Genomic DNA, 21,806 nt, shown 5'->3' with positions numbered 1-21,806 from the left:
TCTTTTAAAAATAAAATCCCTCGAAAATAGTGAAATTTTGAGGGATTTTAGAAGTTATAAAATTATTTATACCTCTAATTTATCTTGGTATAATAAATATTCAATTTCATCAAATTATCACCAGCAACTGGATTCTTTTTATAGGAACCTAATACCGATCTTGCGGCTGTTGCTATCGAAGGCACTATTTCAAATTCTGTGGATGGTGTTGCAGCTAAAAAAGTCCCGTAGTCCTTTGTCTTACCATCTAGGAGGTCTTGTATATATCCAGAAATATTAAATATGTATTGTTTTGTTAATACATTATAATAACCTCCAAAGGTTCCAGTATAACGGGGATCTGGACTTGAAGTTGAAGAACCAGCATTATTGTCTGGCAAATTTTCTCTTTTTTCTGCAATGTCATACCTATATAGGGCTAGTCTTGGTGCGGCATTAAAAGGAATAGCATCAGAACCAGCGCTTAAGTCAATAACTAACTCAGCTTTGTTAACAACGATTTTACCTGCACTAGCGGCAAATTTGTTTAAGTAAGGAAATGAAATTTTGTTTCTTACTCCAGACAAAGGCTGCAAATAAGTAACCGGAAATTGTGTGTTAGGACTTGCTAATTGCGTAGCAATTTGTGTACCTGTATAGTCATGCTTAATTGTCGCAGCAACAGGATTTGTATTAGCAGCTATTGGAAAGTCAATTGAAACGGTGTCCTTTAATCCAGTACTTACATTTGTTTTTTTATAATATAAGACAAGAGAAGAGGCTGCACTACCAAAATCAAAAAACATTATGCCACCATTACCAGTAGAGTTTGTTTTGTTTATTTGTACATGCAATCCATTAAAAAACCTAGTAAAATTTGCATTGTACTTTAAATTTTCAGAACTAATATTAACAATGTTTTCTTGGATGAATGTTTTATCTAAGGGAATTCTTATTTGAGGGCTAACTGTTCTTAGTGTATCCGCCTTTCCTGCCACAACATCTGTAACTTTATAAGCAGTAGATGGTTTAAGTCTCCCTGTTTTATTGCCTAAGAAGGTTGAATAAGTCCAATCTCTGTTGCTTAAAAATGAATTTTCTCTAGATATATTCACGTCTAATTGATGAACATCTATACTATAGTTTGCCGTACTATCACCATAAAATTGACCGCCATATTTTAAGACTAAAATGGCAGAATCAACAATAGGGGTTGTGCCGAAATTGTAAGCATCAACAGGCAAATTTACCGTCATTGCTAAACTCGATTCTGTTGTTCCGAAAATAGGGTCTTTTAAAAAGCCCATTGGAAATCTAGCTGAAGACACTGTAGAAGTGATGTCTTCGGCTACAGTTCTTGAACTAATAGTAACCGTATCAACCAAGGCACCTTGTACAGCAATACTTGGGTCAACTTCTAAACCAATTGTAGAGGAGTTTTCGCATGAAGCGAAAAGAAAAAGACTTATCAACAAGGTTAATAAGTCTAGTTTTATAAATTTCATATTTGTTATTAAAATAATGCTTCTTAAGCTACTGAAACCAATTCTTCATCAGAGATTTCTTCATAAAAATTGAAGAAGTTCTCGTAATTTTCGGTTAAATTAAAGGCTAAAGTTGGCTTATTAGAATCTTTAACAAATTTTAACACATCATTATCAATCTTTTCATCAGCTAATACTACTGCGTCTGAGTGAGTTATGGCTCCAATGTGTAAGCTATTACTGTCTGCTTTAATGAAAGCTTTTGTATCTTCCTCAGTCATATTTTGCATTACAGCTTTTTTATGCAAATCAGCATTTAAAGTTTCTGTAAAACAGTTTTCGTAAACCGAATAAACAACTTTAGCATTTTTAAATGTTGGGTCGTTTTTGTAAGTTGTTTTAATGTAAGCAGGTACTAAAGATGTCATCCAGCCATGGCAATGAACAATATCTGGTGCCCAACCTAGTTTTTTAACGGTTTCTAGTGCGCCTTTACAGAAGAAAATAGTACGCTCGTCATTATCTGCGTAAAATTTGTTTTCCTTGTCTCTAAAAACATACTTTCTTTGAAAATAATCTTCGTTGTCTAAGAAATAAACCTGCATACGTGCAGCAGGAATTGAAGCAACTTTAATGATTAACGGATTGTCATTATCATCAATAATAATGTTCATTCCTGATAATCGAATAACTTCGTGTAACCTGTTTCTTCTTTCATTAATGTTACCAAACCTAGGCATCAAGATGCGGATTTCGAATCCTTTTTCTTGCATTGCTTGTGGCAGTTGACGGGTAATTTCAGAAATTTTAGTAAGTTCGAGGAAAGGCGACATCTCGTGTGTAACAATCAGTAGCTTCGTTTTTGCCATCTCCATAGTGTATATTAAATTATGTTAATTTAAAGATTATCAAGGTGCAAAGGTACGAATAATATTAACATTTATCAATAACTTGTGCAATAGGCTTTGTAAGTTTTAGATAATTGTTCAACTTTGAGCCTTTAAAAACCAATTGGTAATTTGGAAATCACAAATACAATCTCAGCATTACAAATGTTGTTAAGTCCTTTACAAAAGGCAAAATCTAAAGTTGCGTTAGTGCCTACCATGGGTGCATTGCATAAAGGGCATCTCTCATTAATTAAGATTGCGCAACAATATGCTGATGTAGTTGTATGTAGTATTTTTGTGAATCCCACTCAATTTACAGATCCAAAAGATTTAGAAAAATATCCACGCCCGCTTGAGCATGATATTAAAATGCTACAAGAGGCAGGCTGTAATTTTGTCTTTATGCCAACTGTAAAAGAGATGTACCCTACTTTTCCAACTCCAGAAGATTGGCATATAGACTTAGGTGCGGCTGAATTTTTATTGGAAGGTGAGTTTAGAAAAGGTCATTATCAAGGGGTTACCCAAATTGTAAAAAAGCTTTTTGATGCGGTTAATCCGGATATTGCATTCTTTGGACAAAAAGATTTCCAGCAGGTGCTGATGATTAAAAATATGGTTAAGCATTTTAATATGCCAATTGAGATTGTTTCTTGCCCAATTATAAGGGAAAATGATGGATTGGCGATGAGTTCTAGGAACATTCATTTATCCCAAAACGATAGAGAAAATGCGTTGGTGCTAAGCAAAGCCTTGCAGTTTGTAGCTGACAATTTTAACAAACTATCTAATGATGAGTTGTTGGGTAAAGCCAAATTGATGATAAATGAAACGAACGGCGTTGAATTAGATTACTTTACAATTGCAGATGGTGAAACCTTATTGGCAACAACAAACAAGGAAGTTAAAAATACAATAGCCTTGGTTGCTGCAAAAGTTGGCGAAACACGTTTAATTGATAATATGCTGCTTAATTAATCAGTTTAATCACATAAAACCTTTAAAAATCGTCTTCTAAAAAACTTTATTCCTAACTTTGTAGCATGATTATCGAGATTTTAAAATCGAAAATACACCGCGTTAAGGTAACACAAGCAGAATTAAATTACGTTGGTAGCATAACTATAGACGAAGATTTATTAGATGCAGCTAATATTATTCCTAATGAAAAGGTTCAAATTGTTAACAATAACAATGGCGAACGTTTTGAAACTTATGCCATTAGAGGCGAAAGAGGAAGTGGTATGATTTGCCTTAATGGCGCTACAGCTCGTAAAGTTCAGGTTGGTGATATATTAATAATTATGTCTTACGGTTCATTGCCAATGGAAGAGGCTAAAAAGTATCAACCAATCCTAGTTTTCCCAGACGACAATAATAAATTGTTGAAGTAGGGTATTAATTAGCCCTATTTTCTTCATCGCTTTTTTTATTGTCTTTGGCTTTGTAGGTAGAACTACCAAAGTTATAGGTTAAACTAAAAACTAAACGCTGAGTTCCAAAGTAGTGGTAAAAATCATTGTTGATAATACTCATTTCCCTAAAAATCAACCTCCTTTTAACATTGTCGAAGGCATCATAAAGTGTAAGTTTAGTATTGATTTTGCTTTTGAACCAAGCTTTTTGCAAACCAAAATCAACTCCATAAACAGGTTTAAATACATAAAGACCATTGCCACTTTTTGATTCGTAACTATAGCTAAAATCCAACAGCCAATCTTTTAAGCTGAAAACCTGACTACCGTTAATGGTATAGTTAAATACACCAATATGATACGTTTGATTAAAATAAGGAGTCAATTCCTTGTTGTAATAAAAACCAATATTGTTGTTCATTCGCCACCATTTATTAAAGATTAAGGGCGAACTTAACTGTAGATTTGCAAAATCCCTATATGGAAGATTTCTGCCCAAAAAAATCAATTCATTTGTTGTTGGATTATATTCAGGGTAACGGGCTATAACTTCTGTTTCTCGTCCAGCATTTAATGAAATGTTAATTGATTTTCTACTATACCCAAATGCGAATAGATTGGTAGTAGAAGGTTGAAGGTAAGGATTTCCTATCCAGTAATGCCTTGGACTATAATAAAAACGAAATGGATTTAAAGCAGCAAAAGTCGGTCTTGTCAATCGCTTACTGTAACTGAAACTTAATTGTTCTCCACTGCTAATGCTATAGGTAATGTTGAAACTGGGTAGCCATTTCAAATACTTTTTTTCTGTAACTGCGTTGGTTGTTATTGAATTTGATAAACTATTTGTATGCTCAGCTCTTAAACCTAGGCTGTAATTAAATTTATCCCATTTCCCAAGAAAAGAAAGATACACCGCCGTAATATACTCATGGTAACGGAATTGATTACTACGATTGGGGTCTAAGTTAAAGACCTTATTTGCCAAAGTATCATAGCGAAGATTATTTTGAGTGGTAGTGTTGGCAAATTTCCCACCAATTTCTAGTTTACTTGTACCTATGGCTCGACTGTAATCTGCTTGTGCAGTATGGATCAAGATGTTGTTCCTAGAATTGGTTTTCCAATAATTTAGTCGCTCATTGCTCAATTCATTCCAGTTTTGAATGTCTTCGTTTTGCCGATTATCGATTTGTGCCAAAGAAGCGATTACATGGAGCTCGCTATTTTTAAACTGTGCATCGTAATTGAGCCCTCCTGCATAATTATGCTGTTTAGGCAATGCATTATTCGAGCCGCTAACACGTGCTGTTGTTTGTGCTAAATTGTTGGTTTGTGTAAGTAATTGATTGTCTGTTACCGCATTTCGGTCTATTTGGAAAGTTCGTACAAAAGCTTCTAAACTTTGCCCTTTTTGCAATTCGTACGCTAGCCTTGCCTGCACATTAAAATTCTGATTTGAGGTAATTGTTCGTGTATCGGTAGTCATTGCATTGGTGTTAGGTAGGTACTGTAGGGCATAGTATTTATAAAAGGTACTTCCAGTAGTATGGCCTAACTTTAAATCGTAGAACAATCGATTTGTTTTATAGGTAAGAGACAGGTTGTTGTCAAGCAAACTATAATTGTTTCGCTGAAACCTAGCATTGTAAGTCCCTCTCAGGCCTAAAGTTTGATTTCTTTTTAATTTTACATCAATAATACCTTGATATTCTCCATCGTATTTTGAAGAAGGCTGGTTAATTAGCTCAATTGATTCTACCATTTCTGGAGATAAACTGCTTAAGTAAGTCAGAATTTCATCACTATTCATATTTACGGGTTTTCCATCAACAAATAATGTCGGAGTAGCTCTATTGGCCATTAAAATAGTTCCATCTTGGTTAACCTGTAAACCAGGTAGTTTTCTAAATACATCTAGTAGATTTGCTGATGATTTAAAAAAAGCATTATTAGCAACGGTAATCTTTATTTGACCATTTTTTGTGCTAAAGCTGGGTTGGCCACCAGTAATGGCTATTTCTTTTAGGAGATTAAGGTCTTCAGTCAATAAAATATTGCCTAAATCTAAATCCTTTAAGTTATTCCCATTGACCAATATTTCTTTTTCTGTTTTTTGATAACCTATTAATGTAACTGATAAAAGATACTTGCCTTTTGAGATTTCTTTAAACTCAAAAACTCCAAGGGTATCGCTATTTGCATATCTGATAAAGCTTGGACGCTCTTTATCGACCAATGTCAGTTTGCCAAAAGAAATAGCTTGATTGGTTTTGCCATCAATGAGTTTTCCTTTAATTGTTTGTGCATTTAATAACTGGCAAATAAGTAATAGGAAAGATAATAATAAGGTTGATTTCATTTTCATTGCGTTGTATGGAATGACCAAAACTAGCAGTGATGAAAAGGAAAATGGTTTTGATTCTCAGATTTGGGAGTTCGGAATTATAAATTCAGACAAATCATAAATTATGAAATAACTAATAATTGCTCTTTATAAAGGGTTGGTGTAGTCTGCTTTAATTTTTTAAACGCTGCATAAAAAGTAGATTTAGAATTAAATCCAACTTCATAACCAATTGCTTCTAGTTTGATGTTGGCATTATTAATAATCAGTGTACAAGCCTCATTTATACGATATTCATTTACATAAGCCGCAAAGCTTTTACCTAAATTATCATTAAGAAGTTGCGATAGTTGATGACTTGAAATGTTGATTTTCTGAGCAAGGTCATTTAGCTTAAGATCAGGGTTTTTATAAAGTTCCTGCTCTAATATAATTTGCTGAAGTTTTTCTGTTAATGCAAGTGCCCGCTCACCTCCAATTTTTTTATTCGCATAAGGCTTTGGCTCTTGACCGTCTGAAAAAAAACTGCTTGTTTTTCTTTTGCTAATAAATAAGAAAACATTTAAATAAAGAATAAGAGAGAAAAATAAAGCCCCACTAATACAAGGGCCATTAAAAAAATCAAAAAAGGATAATTTAAATGACACAGGAATCACCAGATTGCCTATAAATACAGACAGTAATAACATCTCAGTTTGTGAAATCTTTTCTTTTGTACTAAAGAATTTCATTAAAACTCTTTTGAGCAGCCAGCCTGCTAAAATCATATAAACGGTCAATTGTAAAGCAACTATAGTCCAGATATAATTTTCCCATATATCAGGTCGACTATCATATGGTGTAATAATGCTCGTAGTTACAATTACCAAGAACCAAAATACATAAGTCGCTTTCTGTATGGTGGTTATTTTTGCATTTGGCTCAAGTGCCGATTTAATAAAATAGAAAAGAGATGGACCAACCAAAGTACTCCCCAAAAGACCTATTTGGATATAGATGCCTGGCAAGTCTGGATAAAAATAATAGATAAAAGATTTGCCGATTTTTAAGCAAAGGCCTAAAAGCAATAACCCTAAGAAATAAGAACTCGGTGACTTTGGTCTTTTGAAAAATAATAGATAAACACTAATGATTAAGCCATTAAAGACACCTAGTGCACTAAAGAAAAATAGGATTTGTTGAGCTAGGTTCATTTAACAAAAATAATAATCTTGTGCTAATTTAGGTGGCTTTTAGCATATCCAAATTTTTTTGTAAAAATGCCTTTAAAAATACCTAATCTTAGCGATTGGTGTCCGGTTTAGCGAAATAACTCTTTTGAAAAGCAAATTCTGTGCTTTTCGAAGAGTGTAGTCCCGCCACCGTTCCTGCCAGAAGGAGGCATCCACTCATGTCGGGTTTATTTAACATAAGCCTGTAGCGTTTAGGCAGGAAAACCATCATAGTAGCAGAAACCTTTGTAAGATAAGCCTGATTGTAGCGAACACGAATCCCGATTTTTCTTCGGGAGAGTAAAGCGAAAGCAGGGCACCAATTTGTGTTTTTCACTTCATTTGCCTTCCTAAAACTCTAAAAACCTATCTTAATGATCATTTTTTATAAAAAATTACTATGCAACCATAGTAATTTCATTAAGAAATACTAAATTTGGCTTTGTTAACCATTTATAAACTTTAATTATGCTTTTTGAGTTAAGTGAAGAACAATTAATGATACAACAGGCCGCAAGAGATTTTGCTCAAACCGAATTAAAACCTGGAGTAATCGAAAGAGATGAACATCAAAAATTTCCTGCAGAACAAGTTAAAAAACTAGGAGAATTAGGTTTTTTAGGGATGATGGTTGACCCAAAATATAACGGAAGTGGTATGGATGCTGTTTCTTATGTTTTGGTAATGGAAGAACTTTCTAAAGTTGATGCATCTGCTTCTGTTGTGGTTTCTGTTAATAATTCGCTGGTTTGTTACGGATTAGAAGCTTACGGAACTGAAGCTCAAAAGGAAAAATATTTAAAGCCCTTAGCGTCTGGAGAAAAGATTGGTGCATTTTGTTTATCTGAGCCAGAGGCGGGTTCTGATGCAACTTCTCAACAAACTACCGCCGAAGATATGGGTGACTATTACCTATTAAATGGCACAAAAAATTGGATTACAAATGGAAGCACTGCAAGTACCTATTTGGTAATTGCGCAAACCCATAAAGAATTAAGGCATAAGGGAATTAATGCTTTTATTGTAGAAAAGGGAACACCTGGATTTACAATTGGTCCGAAAGAAAACAAGTTAGGAATTCGTGGTTCTGATACACATTCATTAATGTTTAATGATGTAAAAGTTCCAAAAGAAAATAGAATTGGTGACGATGGGTTTGGCTTTTCTTTTGCGATGAAAACTCTTGAGGGAGGCAGAATTGGCATAGCTGCACAAGCGCTAGGAATTGCCGCAGGTGCTTACGAATTAGCCTTGGCTTATTCAAAACAACGTAAATCTTTCGGAAAACCAATATCAGACCATCAAGCAATCGCATTTAAATTAGCGGATATGGCCACTCAAATAGAGGCGGCTAGAATGCTGGTTTATAAAGCCGCTTGGTTAAAAGACCAAGGTGAGTCTTACACTTTAGCAGGTTCTATGGCTAAGTTATTTGCAAGTAAAGTAGCTATGGACGTTACGGTTGAAGCAGTTCAAATACACGGCGGTTATGGTTTTGTGAAAGAATACCATGTAGAACGAATGATGAGGGATGCGAAGATTACGCAGATATACGAGGGTACATCTGAAATACAAAAAATGGTAATTAGTAGGAGTATTTTAAGTAAATAAACCCAAGCTTAAAGAGAATTATTTTAACCACAAAGAAAAGAAGTACGCAAAGCATATAAAATTAACTTTGCGCTCTTTGCTTCTTTGTGGTTTGTTTTTGTTGTTACTTTTTATCCACACCAAAAATAGAATCCAATATCATTTTAATTACAGAAACTGCGATTGCTAAAATTGCGGCAGCTAGAAACCCTGATGTATTAAATCCAGTCATCCAATTATCTACTAATAAAATCATCAGTACAGTAATAATAAATGAGATTAGGCCCAAGGTTAATACGTTAAGTGGGAAAGTGAAAACCCTTAAAATTAATCCGATAGTAGCATTCGCAATTGCAATTAAAACTGCAGCAATAATTGCACTTCCATAGCCATCTACACTTACACCGGGTACAAGGTAAGAGCCAAGCATCATTGCCAAGCCCATCAATAAAATTTCGAGTATTAGCTTCATAATGTTAATTTAGTTAAATGTTTAAATATATAAAGTTTTTAAGCTTTGTTATTGGTGTTGCGTTAGTTGCTTGTAATGCTACAAATAGCAAGCCATTATCCATTCGTTTTTCTGCTGATAGCAGTAAAATTATTATTTCAGATATTAATGAAGCAGGATTATATCAAATTAAAACTAATATCAATATAGATAGCGGCTACCAAAAACTAGTTTCTGTTCTTCAGACTCCAGCTGAAGACGATTCGACAAGTATGGAGATAGAATGGCCAGGAAGATTAAGCGTGGCGGGAGATAGTTTAATTTTTACCCCAAATTTACCCTTTGAGAAGAAGAAAGAATATCTAGTAGAAACGATACTGAATGCACGGTTCGCAAGTGGTAAGGACATTATAAAATCTAAAGTTGGGTTTAAAGTGAAAGCACAACAGCAGATCTTAACAAGATAACAATATGGTATATTATATTATCATATCAATTCTTATCTCTTTAATTTTCAAAGGTGTTTATGATTTGCTTAAAAGTAAAATTCTCTCAAAAGCAGAAAAAATAATATTAGGGTGTACCATAATTGTTTTGCCATTAATTGGAGTTACAATATTTTATAGGTATCAGCATAATAAATTTATATCAAGAAGAAGCAAAAACAACCATAATGTTTTTTAATTATCTAAATTAGAAACAGGTAGGGCTTTTATTTTGAAAAAATAATTCGTACATTTGCACGGTAATAGAGGAAGAAGAGGGGACGGTGTCCCCTCTTTTCTTTTACAACAAATTAGGATATGCAGGTAGAAAAAAGAGTTAAGGAACTTGTAGAAGAGAAGATTGCGGACAGGCCTGAGTTGTTTTTGGTGTCAATAAAAATGTTGCCAAATAACAAGTTGATTATTCATGTTGATGGTGATGAAGGGATTAGCATTCAAGACTGTGCGGCAATTAGTAGGCATGTAGGCTTTCACTTGGAAGAAGAAAACACAATTGAAAAAGCTTATAATTTAGAAGTCTCTTCTCCAGGCGTTGGTGAGCCGTTGTTATTAAATCGTCAATATCATAAAAACATTGGCAGAGATTTAAGCGTTAAATTAACTGATGGAAAGGTGAAAGAGGGTAAATTGCTTGTGGTTAACGATAGTGCAGTTACAATTGAAGAAAAAGTAAAAGAAAAAGGTAAAAAAGTTCAGCTGGTAGAAGCCCAGATCGAATTTAATAATATAGTAGAAACAAAGGTTTTAATTTCATTTAAATAGAAAAATGAGCAATATTAACTTAATCGATTCATTTCAGGAGTTTAAAGACTTCAAGAATATCGACCGCCCTACAGTAATTAGTGTACTGGAAGAGGTATTTCGCAGTATGTTGCGTAAAAAATATGGCACAGACGAAAACTGTGACGTAATCGTGAATCCAGATAATGGGGATTTGGAAATCTGGAGAACTAGAAAAGTAATGGAAGATGGGTTTTCTGAAGATGATGATTTAGAAATTGAACTTGCAGAAGTGAAGTTATTAGATGCAGATATGGAAGTTGGAGACGACTACATAGAACAAATCACTTTAGAAAGTTTTGGCCGCAGAGCGATTTTAGCAGCTCGCCAGACTTTGGTTTCTAAAGTTTTAGAATTAGAGAAAGACGAAATCTTCAAAAAATATAAGGATAGAGTTGGTGAGATTGTAACAGGTGAGGTTTATCAAGTTTGGAAAAAAGAAACTTTGGTATTGGATGATGAAGGCAACGAGTTAATGATGCCTAAAACTGAACAAATCCCAGCTGATTATTTCAAAAAAGGAGATGCAGTTCGTGCTGTAATCTCTAAAGTTGATATGGTTAATGCAACTCCAAAAATCATCATCTCTAGAATTGCACCTGAGTTTTTACAGCGTTTATTCGAAATTGAAGTTCCAGAAATTTTTGATGGTTTAATTACCATTAAGAAAATTGTTCGTGAGCCAGGAGAGCGTGCTAAAGTTGCTGTAGAATCTTACGATGATAGAATTGACCCTGTAGGAGCATGTGTTGGTATGAAGGGTTCTCGTATCCACGGTATTGTGAGAGAATTGAAAAATGAAAACATTGATGTAATTAATTTCACAAATAATATTTCATTATATATTCAACGTGCTTTAAGCCCTGCAAAAATCACATCTATTAAATTAGATGATGTTACAAAACACGCTTCAGTTTACTTAAAACCAGATCAGGTTTCACTAGCTATTGGTCGTGGCGGACATAACATTAAATTGGCTGGCAAATTAACTGGGTATGAAATTGATGTTTATCGTGAAGCTGGCGAAGAAGATGAAGATGTAGATATCGAAGAATTCTCGGATGAAATTGATAGCTGGATCATTGATGAATTGAAAGCTATTGGTTGTGATACAGCGAAAAGTGTATTAGCTTTATCTGTTGATGAATTAGTAAAAAGAACCGATTTAGAAGAGGAAACAATTAAAGAAGTAATTGGTATTCTTCAGTCGGAATTTGAATAAACGTTGTATGCTTGAATAAACAAGGAATAAACGTTACTTTTGTATATAATTAGTAAAAAAATAGGATAATAGATGTCAGACGACAAAGCCGTAATTTTATTTAAAGCAGCCAAAGAGCTTAACATAGGAATCGCTACAGCAGTAGAATTTCTTGGTAAGAAGGGCTTTGCTGTGGAAAATAAGCCCACTACAAAACTTTCTAAAGAAATGTATGATACATTGATGAAAGAGTTTCAGGGGGATAAAATCGTAAAAGAAGAAGCCAATCAGATAGTTATAGGTAAAATACGTCGTGACGAACCCGAAGCAGCTGAGAGAGCTCCTGAGGTGCCTAGTAAAAAACAAGATTTTGAAAACGAGGGCATTTTAATTAAAAACCTTCATTCATATACTCCTCCGGTTGAGAAACCTAAGGAAGAAAAACCTGTTGAGGCAAAACCAGTTGAGCCAGCAAAGGCTCCTGAACCAGTTGTTGCTAAGGAAGAAGAAGGTTCTTTGCCGGGTGTGAAAATTGTTGGTAAAATAGACCTTAACAACTTAAACAGTAAAACTCGTCCTGATAAAAAGGAAGAGCCAGCTCCTATAGTAGAGGCTAAAAAAGAAACACCTGCTCCTGAAGTACCAAAAGTTGCTGAGCCTGTTGCCGAGAAACCTGCGCCAATTGAAGAGGCAAAAGCACCTGTTCAAGAAGTAAAAGTACCAGTTCAAGAAGTAAAGATTGAAGAAAAACCAAAAGCTGCTGAACCAGTTATTCCTGCTCCGGTTGTAGAGGTTAAAGAAACTCCAGCAGAAGATGAGGTAATTAAAGCTCGTTCGGTTAAATTATCAGGACCAAACATTATTGGTAAAATTGTATTGCCAACAACGCCTGATCGAAGAAACCAACCTGTAGCGTCTTCTGGTGATAGTGAAGCTGCGAAACGTAAGCGTAAACGCAAGAAAACTCCTGGTGGACCAAATGCTCCTCAACAAGGACAAGGTGGTAATCAAGGCGGACAAAGCCAACCTCAGCAACAAGGACAACAAGCTCCTCGTCCGGCAGGTACTGGTGTTCCAGCTAATAGACCAGATTTTAGAAATAATACAAACAATACAGCTGGCGGCCGCCCTAACTTTAGAAATGCTAGACCTGGTGCTCCTGCAACAGGCGGTCCTAAAGAAGAGCCAACAGAAAAAGAAATACAAGATCAGATTAAAGCAACACTTGCTCGTTTAAGTGGAGCAGGTAAATCTGGTAAGTTTGCGCAAAGAGCAAAATTACGTCGTCAGAAACGTGATGATGTTGCATTAACTGCAGAGGAAGCAGCAGCAGAAGAACAATTACAATCTAAAGTATTAAAGGTTACGGAGTTTGTTACGGCAAATGAATTAGCTAATATGATGGATGTACCAGTTACCAAAATTATTGGTACTTGTATGAGTTTGGGTATGTTCGTTTCTATTAATCAGCGTTTAGATGCTGAAACTTTAACAATTGTTGCTGATGAATTTGGCTATGAAATTCAGTTTGTAAAAGCTGATGAAGAAGCTGATAGTGTAATTGAAGAAGAAGACGCACCAGAAGATTTAGAAACTAGAGTTCCTGTGGTAACCATCATGGGTCACGTAGATCATGGTAAAACATCATTGCTAGATTATATTCGTAAAGCGAATGTAGTAGCTGGTGAGGCTGGTGGTATTACACAACACATTGGAGCTTATAAAGTAACCACAAACTCTGGCAAACAAGTTACTTTCTTAGATACACCAGGTCACGAAGCATTTACAGCGATGCGTGCTCGTGGTGCTAAGGTAGCCGATATTGCAATTATCGTTATTGCTGCGGATGATGCTGTGATGCCTCAAACTAAAGAAGCAATTAACCACGCTCAAGCGGCTGGTGTTCCTTTGGTATTTGCGTTTACAAAAATTGATAAGCCAGGCGCTAACTCAGATAGGGTAAAAGAACAATTATCTGCAATGAATATCTTGGTTGAGGACTGGGGCGGTAAATTCCAATCTCAAGAAATTTCAAGCAAAAGCGGATTAAATGTTGATTTACTTTTAGATAAAGTATTATTAGAAGCTGAATTATTAGAATTACAGGCTAACCCTAACAAACGTGCAACAGGTACAGTTATCGAAGCAACGCTAGATAAAGGTCGTGGTATTGTAACTACGGTATTGGTGCAAGCTGGTACATTAAGAGTTGGAGATCCAATCTTAGCAGGAAGTTATAGTGGTAAAGTAAAAGCTTTATTTAACGAACGTGGTGCTAAGGTAAATGAAGCAGGTCCATCTGTACCAGTACAAGTATTAGGTATGCAAGGAGCTCCAACTGCAGGTGATAAATTCAACGCAATGGAGAGTGAAGTTGAAGCGAGAGAGATTGCAAATAAACGTTTACAATTAATGCGTGAGCAAGGTTTGCGTACGCAGAAACATATTACACTGGATGAGATTGGTCGTCGTTTGGCAATTGGTAACTTTAAAGAGTTAAACTTAATTGTTAAAGGTGATGTGGATGGTTCAATTGAGGCACTTGCCGATTCATTATTGAAACTATCTACCGAAGAAATCCAAATCAATATTATTGGTAAAGCTGTAGGTCAAATCTCAGAATCTGATGTGTTGTTAGCATCTGCTTCAGATGCAATCATTATCGGTTTCCAGGTACGCCCTTCGCCAGGCGCTCGTAAATTAGCAGAGGCTGAGCAAATCGATATTCGTTTATATTCTATTATCTACGATGCGATTAATGAGATTAAGGCTGCGATGGAAGGTATGTTGGCTCCAGAATTTGAAGAGAAAATTGTGGCTAACGTAGAAATTAGAGAAACCTTTAAAATTACTAAAGTTGGTACCATTGCAGGATGTATGGTGTTAGATGGTAAAATTACCAGAAACAGTAAAATCCGTATTGTAAGAGATGGTGTTGTAGTATATACTGGAGAGTTAGCTTCGTTAAAACGTTTCAAAGACGATGTGAAAGAAGTTGCTAAAGGTTACGAGTGTGGTTTAAACATCCAAAACTTTAATAATATTGAGGTTGGTGACATCGTAGAGGCATACGAACAAGTAGAAGTGAAGCGTAAATTGTAACATTTCTAATTCTTAAAATATAAGGGAGCGATATTTGTATCGTTCCCTTTTTTATTTTAAACCTATTTAGTAAAATCCTGTCAATTAATTAATGACTCAAACCATCATCCCTCAAGAAACGCCAAAGAAAAATTTTGATTTTATAGATTCTATTCGCGGCATAGCCATGTTAGGTATTGTTCTTGAACATAGCTCTGCTTTTTGGTTATTAAAATATGAGAGCTATAATGATAAGTTGATCCAAGCTGGATATATGACGGTTTTTAAGTTCGCTACTATCACTTTCTTTCTCATAAGTGGGTTCTTAATAAACCATAAATTCACAGAATACACACCGATACAATATCTTAAAAACCGTTTTAAGAATACTGTTGGGCCATGGTTGTTTTGGATCTTTATATACTTGACATTACTAATAGGTCACCAAGTTTTCATCACGCTTAAAACAACTGCACCCCATATAAGCCATATCAATTGGTACGATTCAACTGTGGGAATGTTTTTTTTAGTAATTTTTCATAGCAACTACTGGTTTATTCTCAATTTCTTAATCTGTATTGCCATTTTACTATTGTTTAAAAAATACATTTACAAATGGGAATTTGGATTCATTCTGGCATTATGCTCCTTGTTTTATAGTGTAAATCTGTATTATGGATGGTTGCCATTAGAACATACAACAGCGTTATTTGGGTTTGTATTTTACCTCTGGCTAGGTATTATTCTGAACAAACACTTTGATCGTGTTAAAGCTATTTTGGGTAACATATCATTTGGAACAATCATCGTTGTTAACATAGTGCTGTTTGCCTTAGCGACGTTAGAATCTGTGCATTTGATGGATTTAAATCTGAAAGATCCTTTTAATACATTAAGGATCACCAACATTATTTATTCTTTTGGCATATTTGCTCTATTGTTAAAAATAAAAGATATGAAAAATGTACAAAGAATACTAAATCCCAGACATACTACCTTTGGAATCTATTTGCTCCATTTGATTATCATTGATCATTTATTGATTGAAGTTTTACGCCCATTGCAATTAGACGTTAATACAATGTCGGCATTTGGCGTAGTTGGCTACTCAATTATGAGGTTTGCCATTACTTATGTCATAACTCTTCTTCTTGTAAAATTGATTGCCCGAACAAAATTCAAATGGTCAATCGGTTCTAGGTGAAATAAACGATAGGCATTTCGCTAATCCTCATTGAGGTTTTATAAACATAAAGATTGAGCAAGCGTTCGCTTAAAAAAGCGACAGATCTATTTTGATAAGGGTATGGACTAAGTTTAATATTTTTTTCCAGCTCAAATAATATTGGAAACAACCACGTACAATAGTCGCTGATAAAAGATTTATCTGCTACAAACATATTATAGCAATGCATCAAATTTTTTGATGTAAATAGAGTTTTTGCAAATTCGAAATCATCGGGCACTAAGTTTTGTAAAGTTCGTTCAAAAATCAGCCAGTCTTCAATAAGATGATTATAAATAAACTGATCTTTGATATTTAAAAGATGCCCCCCTAAGTTGCCTATGTGACTAGCTTTAGATAACAAGATATCAGATTGTCCTAGTTTAGCTAGTATGTAATTTTTAATAGCAGGTGATGAAATGTTGTTTATTTCTTCAGTAGATAATGACCTAATATATACATCAGATTTATCTTCTATTGTCTTGGAAGTCCATAATTTTTGTTTTGTTCTTGTTTCAGGTATGGTGAGGTATCTTCTATAGTGAGCTAAACCAATATATTTACTTGGAATATGTTGGAGATTTTTCCAGATCCAATACAAGGCCGTAGCTTCGGAAAAACGTATATTTTTATCTGAAATGTTGTCTCCTGTATCGTCACTTAAAAAATGTAAGTTAAGTTGATTCTGTGTTTTGCCTACTTGTATGGGTTTTATAAAAGAGCAGTTTGGAGCAGGATACTCTTTGTGAAACACACTAAAAATGGTTAAGTCTTTATCGTACATTTAATTCAGCTTTTGCTGCATGTAGTGATGAAGCGATCACTTGATGCATATCGTAATATTTATATTCAGCTAGTCTACCGCCGAAAATCACATTGGGTTCCAACTCTTTTAATTTTTTATATTGATTAGCTAAGGTTTCGTTTTCAAAGTCATTAATTGGGTAATAAGGCTCTTTTTCTGTTGTCCATTCTAATGGATATTCTTTTGTAATTACTGTTTTAGGCTGTTTGCCAAATTCGAAATGTTTATGTTCAACGATGCGAGTATATGGCGTTTCAAAATCCGTATAGTTAACAGCTGCAGATCCTTGATAGTTTTCCGTGTCTAATACTTGGTGGTTAAATTCTAAACTACGATACTGCAGGTGTCCTAGTGAGTAGCTAAAATATTCATCTAGCTTACCTGTATATACAATTTTAGTAGCGAGTTTTATGAGCTCATCCTTATTCTTGAAAAAATCTGTACCTAATTGCACTTCAACCCCTTCAAGTAATCCTTCAACCAACTTATTATAGCCACCGATAGGAATGCCCTGATATTTATCACTAAAGTAATTATTATCGTAAGTAAATCTCAGAGGCAAGCGTTTGATGATAAATGCTGGTAATTCTATCGCTTTTCTTCCCCATTGTTTTTCGGTGTAACCTTTGATTAACTTAACATAGATGTCTTTACCCACAAAGTTGAGTGCTTGTTCTTCGAGATTTTTAGGTTGTTTAATGAAGTTTTTAGCAACTTGTTCATCAATTATAGACTTTGCTTCAGCTGGGGTTTTTGTTTTCCAAAGCTGATAAAAAGTATTCATGTTAAAAGGTAAACTATAAAGTTCGCCTTTATAATTTGCAACCGGTGTGTAGGTGAATCTGTTGAACTCTACAAATGAATTTACAAAATCCCATATTTCTTTATCGTTGGTATGGAAAATATGTGGGCCGTACCAGTGTACATTGATTTTTTCAATCTCCCTACAATAAATATTTCCTCCTTGATGGCCTCTTTTATCAATCACCAAACACTTTTTCCCTGCTTTGGTCATTTGATGCGCAAAGGTTGCTCCAAATAGTCCAGAGCCTACAATGAGGTAATCATAATTTTTATCCATATAAAAACAAATATAATTATTGCTACTTTGATTATATTATTTAAGAAAGATTAGTTTTGCATTAACTATCAAACAATGATATCTATCATCATCGCTTCTGGAAAAAATGAGCTACTAGTTGACGTTTCTGAAAACATACGTCAAACTATTGGGGTAGATTACGAGATTATCAGCTTTGATAATTCATATGGTATCCAGGGCCTCTGTGAGGTTTATAATCTTGGGATTGCACAGGCGAAGTATGATTTATTATGTTTTATGCATGAGGATATTTCAATTGAAACAATAGGCTGGGGCAAAAAAGTAATTGAAGTTTTTGGTAAGTATGAGCTAGGGATACTTGGAGTTGCTGGTTGTACATATAAATCTTACGCACCTTCAGGCTGGTGCCCACCCCAAGAATATGGAAGGGATTCTTGGCGTTTAAACCTAAAGCAAGGTTCAAAATATACAAGCAACAACGAGGTTTACGAGTACTATAATCCACTGAACGAATCGATAAGTGAGGTAGTTTGCCTAGACGGAGTGTGGCTGTGCACAACAAAGAAAATCGCACAAAAATATGGTTTTGATCAGCAACTGTTAAGAGGTTTTCATGGATATGACATTGATTTTTCTTTAAATGTTGGTCGTCATCACAAGTTGATGGTTACTTATGATATTTTGCTTTTTCATACCTCTGAAGGAAATTTTAACACTACTTGGCTTAAAGAACTTTTAAAAGTACATCAAAAGTGGGGTAATCTATTGCCTTTGGGAAAGAGTGAGTTTGATGACATTACCAATAAAGCTAAAGAAGTTGTGGCATTAAAAAGGGTGCTGAAGGAAATAAGCCGAAATGAGGATTTTAGCTTTGCTGAAATAAAATCAATCCTATATTATTATAAGAAGGATATTCCTTTAGCTTTTTTCTTAAAGCTTCTTGTTAAGACATATTTTAAAAGAATGCGTAAGCCTTGATGATGGTGACTTGCACTTTATTTCAATGTCTTAAATATAGCTATTGGTGTTAATTTGATCAGACTAGTTTTAGTGGACAAAGATTGACGAAAAAGGGCTTTGATCAGTATGCGATTATCTTTAGGGATTGTGGTTTTTACACGCCAATATTCAATATATTTTTTCTTAAATGCTTTATAATAGATGTTTTCTGTGATTAAGCTATCTTGATAAAGCCAAGAAATAATTTTCAATTCCTCGATGAAGTTTAAGCCACTCTGATAAGCTTTTCCACTCACATCGTTTTCATGTTTTCTGAAATAGTTTAAGAGTTTGCCACTAATATGGACATTTCCATGTTTACAAAGGTTAATCCAAAAATACCAATCGCCACAAAATTTAAATGAAGTTAACTCGTCAGGTATTAAGTGAAATAGATCTCTTTTCCATAAGGCCATACTTGCATTAAAAATAGCAATAGGTACAGAAAGGTATTGTTGGATGTAGGTTTTTCCTTCAACAATTTCAGATAATTTGTTGTGGCTAGATTGGAACCTGATATTATCATCTTTAGTAACACAATAAGATTGACAATAGCTAATTGCACAATTGGGGTCTTTTTCTATTCCGTCAACTAACGTCTGCAAAAGTGTTGGTTCGCACCAATCGTCACTTTCTGCAATCCAAATATAATCGCCAACTGCTAATGAAACACCCTTTTTCCATTGTTTAAATGTATTGCCACTATTTTTTTCGTTATAAATGATATTGCTAACCTTAGAGCAACTTGCATAATGGTTAATAATATCACGACTGTTATCTGTGGAAAAGTCATCCATGATAATAAGTTCAAAATCTTGATATGTTTGATTTAATACGCTATCAATACGCTGCTTTAAATAGGGCGCATGATTAAAATTAGGAACTATTATGGAAACTTTAGGCATAATTTGATAGTTGCGATTATAGATCTATGAGCTAACAAAATTTTTTTCAAATTTCACAATTGATTGTAAGATTGGATCATTGGGATAATCTAACTTTAGCAAATATCTTAATGTATTTATACGTTTCGTCTTCTTCTTTAGTGATGTCGTAAATAGAATCCTAAAGGGTGTAATGATAACAAGTCTAAGCCATTCAAGAGAGTGCTTTTCGACTTTCAATTTCAATTGAGTAATTAAACGATATTTATCTAAAATAAAATTACTTTCTGCCAATCCTTCATAAAGTAGCAGTCTATAACTCTCAGTTAATCTATTTAAAGGCATATAGTGATATAAATACATATCAGGATCATAAACTAGTTTATAGCCCATCAATATTAAACGTTGACAGTATTCGCTATCATCTCCTGCCGTTAATTTGTTTTCTTGTCTGCCTACTAGCATGGTTGGTAATTTAGCATATGCCAAATTAAATAGTTCAGTTTTTGTTGCCATTCCGGCTCCAAATAGATAGCCTCTTTTGCTGATATCGCCTTTTTGTTCTCCTTGAGGACCAACGGCATAGCCACATTGATAAGTCTCAAACCACGTAGGTAACTCTTGGCCATCAGTTGTGGCAATAGAAAGGCCACCTACGGCACCAATACTTTCATCGCTTTTGAGTAGGTCATAAGCATTTTGAACATAGTTGGGGGAAAGCCAATTATCGTCATCACAATTGATAAAGAAACAGTATTTGCTCTGTAATACTCCTGTTGCCATCGCATTTATCTTACCTGGCGTGGGCTCGATCATACATTTGAAACCAATTTTCTTATTGTTATGATTATCCCATTCTTGAGTAGCAATTATAGCTGAGCTATCAGATGATGAATTGTCAATAACGATTACTTCCCAATTAAGATTTGGGTTAACAATTTGATTGGCAAGGTAATCTAATGTTTTAGGTAATCTACCCGCACCATTGTAGGTACATACAATAACGCTGATGCCATCTTTTAAAGTGCTGTTTTGATTTGTATAGCTTGTCGTACTCATCGATAATCGGTTTTATTGAGAGATTTTTTTTTTAAGAAAAGTAGGATGACATTCATCATACCCTTTAACAGGCTCCAGGCTAACTTGTGTTTTCCAATAAAAAGAAACTGCTTTGTTCTTTTTGAGCCTAGGGCGGTGATAGATTGATAATCGTCGATAAAAGCAGGAAAATATTTACATAAAGTCTGATTTCGTTCTTCAAACATTAACCGATAATTATCTTTTAAGGAAGAAATACCTGCCACATCATAAATCGTGACAACTAACGGAATGTGTTTATACGACACATTCATTTTACAGATGGCGTAAATGAAAAACTCCCAGTCTGACACTATTTTATATGATTCGTTATAGTAGAAAATCTCGTCGAATAGACTTTTTTTGATGAAACTTGCTTGGTGAGATAAACTATGTTCTAGAAAGAATAAGAAGGTCAGTTTCTCAGGTAATATTCTTTCTCTTTGTTTATTAGGGTGTTGATAGATTAGATCACCATAATAAATTCCATAGTTGTCATCAATATATTCTTGAGCGTTCTGTAAGGTGTATTCATTTAACAAAATATCACCACTATTTAGAAATAATAAATAAGTGCCTGATGCCAATCTTATGCCTTTGTTCATGGCATTGTAAATTCCAGAATCTGGCTCGCTGACATAATGTGTAAAAGCATGTTTGTTGGCTTCAATGATATCTTTACTCCCATCATTACTATTACCATCAACCACTATAAATTCAAATTCCTGCCAATTTTGACTAGCCACACTAGCTATCGTTTTCTGAAGGCCATTTTTATCATTGTAATTTATAGTTATGATTGAAATTTTACTCGACAT

The 21,806-nt window shown here is 34.5% G+C and carries 19 protein-coding genes; 9 read left to right on the top strand and 10 right to left on the bottom strand.

Annotated elements, in window-relative coordinates:
• Nucleotides 1-74: 74 nt before the first annotated feature.
• Together R2Q59_RS13375 and R2Q59_RS13370 are read right to left on the bottom strand one after the other, a co-directional pair.
• Complete coding sequence (locus R2Q59_RS13375) at nucleotides 75-1,484, bottom strand: DUF4270 domain-containing protein (RefSeq protein ID WP_316785848.1); 1,410 nt, start codon at nucleotides 1,482-1,484, stop codon at nucleotides 75-77.
• A gap of 23 nt (nucleotides 1,485-1,507) precedes the next feature.
• A complete protein-coding gene (locus R2Q59_RS13370; RefSeq protein WP_316769759.1) occupies nucleotides 1,508-2,332 on the bottom strand; it encodes a glycogen/starch synthase in 825 nt (274 codons plus the stop codon).
• Between the two features lie 150 nt (nucleotides 2,333-2,482).
• Here R2Q59_RS13370 and panC point away from each other — a divergent pair, with 150 nt between their 5' ends.
• Together panC and panD are read left to right on the top strand one after the other, a co-directional pair.
• A complete protein-coding gene (gene panC / locus R2Q59_RS13365) occupies nucleotides 2,483-3,331 on the top strand; it encodes a pantoate--beta-alanine ligase (protein ID WP_316785847.1) in 849 nt (282 codons plus the stop codon).
• 65 nt (nucleotides 3,332-3,396) lie between these two features.
• Nucleotides 3,397-3,747, top strand: coding sequence for an aspartate 1-decarboxylase (gene panD, locus R2Q59_RS13360; RefSeq protein ID WP_316769754.1), 351 nt, complete (start codon nucleotides 3,397-3,399; stop codon nucleotides 3,745-3,747).
• Nucleotides 3,748-3,751: 4 nt separating this feature from the next.
• Here the strand turns inward: panD and R2Q59_RS13355 are convergent, their stop codons facing one another.
• Entirely contained in the window at nucleotides 3,752-6,130 is a 2,379-nt protein-coding gene (locus tag R2Q59_RS13355; RefSeq protein WP_316785846.1) for an outer membrane beta-barrel protein, read from the bottom strand.
• Between the two features lie 107 nt (nucleotides 6,131-6,237).
• Nucleotides 6,238-7,182 carry a helix-turn-helix domain-containing protein gene (locus R2Q59_RS13350; RefSeq protein WP_316785845.1) on the bottom strand — a complete coding sequence of 315 codons (945 nt, stop codon included), beginning with the start codon at nucleotides 7,180-7,182 and terminating at the stop codon, nucleotides 6,238-6,240.
• 612 nt (nucleotides 7,183-7,794) lie between these two features.
• Here R2Q59_RS13350 and R2Q59_RS13345 point away from each other — a divergent pair.
• Complete coding sequence (locus R2Q59_RS13345; protein WP_316785844.1) at nucleotides 7,795-8,937, top strand: acyl-CoA dehydrogenase; 1,143 nt, start codon at nucleotides 7,795-7,797, stop codon at nucleotides 8,935-8,937.
• Nucleotides 8,938-9,040: 103 nt separating this feature from the next.
• On the opposite strand, the gene R2Q59_RS13340 is transcribed toward R2Q59_RS13345, so the two are convergent.
• A complete protein-coding gene (locus tag R2Q59_RS13340; protein WP_316785843.1) occupies nucleotides 9,041-9,388 on the bottom strand; it encodes a phage holin family protein in 348 nt (115 codons plus the stop codon).
• A gap of 17 nt (nucleotides 9,389-9,405) precedes the next feature.
• On the opposite strand from R2Q59_RS13340, the gene R2Q59_RS13335 reads away from it, so the two are divergent.
• The 5 genes from R2Q59_RS13335 to R2Q59_RS13315 all read left to right on the top strand — a co-directional run bounded on the left by R2Q59_RS13335 (nucleotide 9,406) and on the right by R2Q59_RS13315 (nucleotide 16,139).
• Nucleotides 9,406-9,834, top strand: a complete 429-nt coding sequence (locus R2Q59_RS13335) for a hypothetical protein (protein WP_316785842.1) — start codon at nucleotides 9,406-9,408, stop codon at nucleotides 9,832-9,834.
• Nucleotides 9,835-10,170: 336 nt separating this feature from the next.
• Nucleotides 10,171-10,635: a ribosome assembly cofactor RimP gene (gene rimP, locus R2Q59_RS13330; protein WP_316785841.1), complete on the top strand. Its 465-nt coding sequence runs from the start codon at nucleotides 10,171-10,173 to the stop codon at nucleotides 10,633-10,635.
• Nucleotides 10,636-10,639: 4 nt separating this feature from the next.
• Nucleotides 10,640-11,875 (top strand): transcription termination factor NusA, encoded by a 1,236-nt coding sequence (gene nusA, locus R2Q59_RS13325; RefSeq protein ID WP_316769739.1) that lies wholly within the window; start codon nucleotides 10,640-10,642, stop codon nucleotides 11,873-11,875.
• A gap of 72 nt (nucleotides 11,876-11,947) precedes the next feature.
• The gene (gene infB / locus R2Q59_RS13320; RefSeq protein ID WP_316785840.1) at nucleotides 11,948-14,956 is read left to right on the top strand and encodes a translation initiation factor IF-2; all 3,009 of its coding nucleotides are present in this window, start codon (nucleotides 11,948-11,950) and stop codon (nucleotides 14,954-14,956) included.
• Between the two features lie 91 nt (nucleotides 14,957-15,047).
• Complete coding sequence (locus R2Q59_RS13315; RefSeq protein ID WP_316785839.1) at nucleotides 15,048-16,139, top strand: acyltransferase; 1,092 nt, start codon at nucleotides 15,048-15,050, stop codon at nucleotides 16,137-16,139.
• Here the strand turns inward: R2Q59_RS13315 and R2Q59_RS13310 are convergent.
• Together R2Q59_RS13310 and glf are read right to left on the bottom strand one after the other, a co-directional pair.
• Entirely contained in the window at nucleotides 16,132-16,944 is an 813-nt protein-coding gene (locus R2Q59_RS13310; RefSeq protein ID WP_316785838.1) for a DUF4422 domain-containing protein, read from the bottom strand. The genes R2Q59_RS13315 and R2Q59_RS13310 overlap by 8 nt on opposite strands.
• Nucleotides 16,934-18,046 (bottom strand): UDP-galactopyranose mutase, encoded by a 1,113-nt coding sequence (gene glf, locus R2Q59_RS13305; RefSeq protein ID WP_316785837.1) that lies wholly within the window; start codon nucleotides 18,044-18,046, stop codon nucleotides 16,934-16,936. The genes R2Q59_RS13310 and glf overlap by 11 nt, the downstream gene beginning before the upstream one ends.
• A gap of 75 nt (nucleotides 18,047-18,121) precedes the next feature.
• On the opposite strand from glf, the gene R2Q59_RS13300 reads away from it, so the two are divergent.
• Entirely contained in the window at nucleotides 18,122-19,006 is an 885-nt protein-coding gene (locus R2Q59_RS13300; protein ID WP_316769729.1) for a glycosyltransferase, read from the top strand.
• A 17-nt stretch (nucleotides 19,007-19,023) separates the two neighbouring features.
• Here the strand turns inward: R2Q59_RS13300 and R2Q59_RS13295 are convergent, their stop codons facing one another.
• From R2Q59_RS13295 to R2Q59_RS13285, 3 genes are read right to left on the bottom strand one after another with little or no spacing between them, the layout of a single operon-like run.
• Nucleotides 19,024-19,932 carry a glycosyltransferase family 2 protein gene (locus R2Q59_RS13295; RefSeq protein WP_316769727.1) on the bottom strand — a complete coding sequence of 303 codons (909 nt, stop codon included), beginning with the start codon at nucleotides 19,930-19,932 and terminating at the stop codon, nucleotides 19,024-19,026.
• Between the two features lie 24 nt (nucleotides 19,933-19,956).
• Nucleotides 19,957-20,970, bottom strand: a complete 1,014-nt coding sequence (locus tag R2Q59_RS13290; RefSeq protein ID WP_316785836.1) for a glycosyltransferase — start codon at nucleotides 20,968-20,970, stop codon at nucleotides 19,957-19,959.
• Nucleotides 20,967-21,806 (bottom strand): glycosyltransferase family 2 protein, encoded by an 840-nt coding sequence (locus R2Q59_RS13285; protein ID WP_316769725.1) that lies wholly within the window; start codon nucleotides 21,804-21,806, stop codon nucleotides 20,967-20,969. Before R2Q59_RS13285 ends, R2Q59_RS13290 begins: the two co-directional genes overlap by 4 nt.

Source organism: Pedobacter frigiditerrae (genome assembly GCF_032678705.1).
Classification (GTDB): Bacteria; Bacteroidota; Bacteroidia; order Sphingobacteriales; family Sphingobacteriaceae; genus Pedobacter; species Pedobacter frigiditerrae_A.
This window is presented reverse-complemented; position numbering and strand designations above follow the sequence as displayed.